The 1,229-nt window shown below is 51.4% G+C and carries 1 protein-coding gene; it reads left to right on the plus strand.

What is annotated here, in order from left to right:
- Positions 1-63 precede the first annotated feature (63 nt).
- A protein-coding gene (locus HA46_RS20605) for an IS3 family transposase (RefSeq protein WP_089518920.1) occupies positions 64-1,211 on the plus strand; the annotation gives its coding sequence in 2 pieces (ribosomal slippage) (positions 64-301 and positions 301-1,211; 1,149 coding nt in all).
- Positions 1,212-1,229 lie beyond the last annotated feature (18 nt).

A 1,229-nucleotide genomic window follows, 5' to 3' on the forward strand; every position in this document is an offset into this window, starting at 1 on the left:
TGAATCGCCACGGGTTTAACAGACACCTCAGAGTCATTTAAGATGGCTTAAAGAGAGGTGCCCATGAGCGGTAAGCGTTATCCCGAAGAGTTTAAAATTGAAGCAGTCAAACAGGTTGTTGATCGCGGTTATTCTGTTGCCAGCGTTGCAACACGTCTCGATATCACCACCCACAGCCTTTACGCCTGGATAAAGAAGTACGGTCCGGATTCTTCCGCTAATAAAGAACAGTCAGATGCTCAGGCCGAGATCCGCCGTCTCCAGAAAGAGCTGAAGCGGGTTACCGACGAACGGGACATATTAAAAAAAGCCGCGGCGTACTTCGCAAAGCTGTCCGACTGAGGTACGCCTTTATCCGTGACAACACCTGTTGCTGGCCTGTTCGCCTGCTCTGTCGGGTGCTGGATGTTCATCCCAGTGGTTTTTACGCCTGGCTTCAGCAGCCGCATTCACAACGCCATCAGGCAGACCTGAGACTGACAGGACAGATTAAACAGTTCTGGCTGGAATCGGGATGCGTCTATGGTTATCGCAAAATCCATCTGGATCTGCGGGACAGCGGGCAACAGTGCGGAGTGAACAGAGTCTGGCGACTGATGAAACGTGTCGGGATAAAGGCTCAGGTCGGATACCGGAGCCCGCGGGCACGTAAAGGCGAGGCCAGTATCGTGTCGCCCAACAGGCTCCAGCGACAGTTCAATCCGGATGCTCCGGATAAGCGTTGGGTAACGGACATAACCTACATCAGGACCCACGAAGGCTGGCTGTATCTTGCCGTGGTTGTTGATCTGTTCTCACGCAAAATTATCGGCTGGTCCATGCAATCCCGGATGACAAAGGACATTGTCCTGAACGCACTGCTGATGGCTGTATGGCGCCGTAATCCCCAAAAACAGGTGCTGGTTCATTCGGATCAGGGCAGTCAGTACACAAGCCATGAGTGGCAGTCGTTCCTGAAATCACACGGCCTGGAGGGCAGCATGAGCCGTCGCGGTAACTGCCATGATAATGCGGTTGCAGAAAGCTTTTTCCAGTTGTTGAAACGCGAACGGATAAAGAAAAAGATCTACGGAACGCGGGAAGAAGCCCGCAGCGATATTTTTGATTACATCGAAATGTTTTATAACAGTAAGCGTCGGCATGGTTCCAGCGATCAGATGTCACCGACAGAATATGAAAACCAGTATTATCAACGGCTAGGAAGTGTCTAGATTATCCGTGGCGATTCA

The organism is Pantoea septica, assembly GCF_002095575.1.
Classification (GTDB): Bacteria; Pseudomonadota; Gammaproteobacteria; order Enterobacterales; family Enterobacteriaceae; genus Pantoea; species Pantoea septica.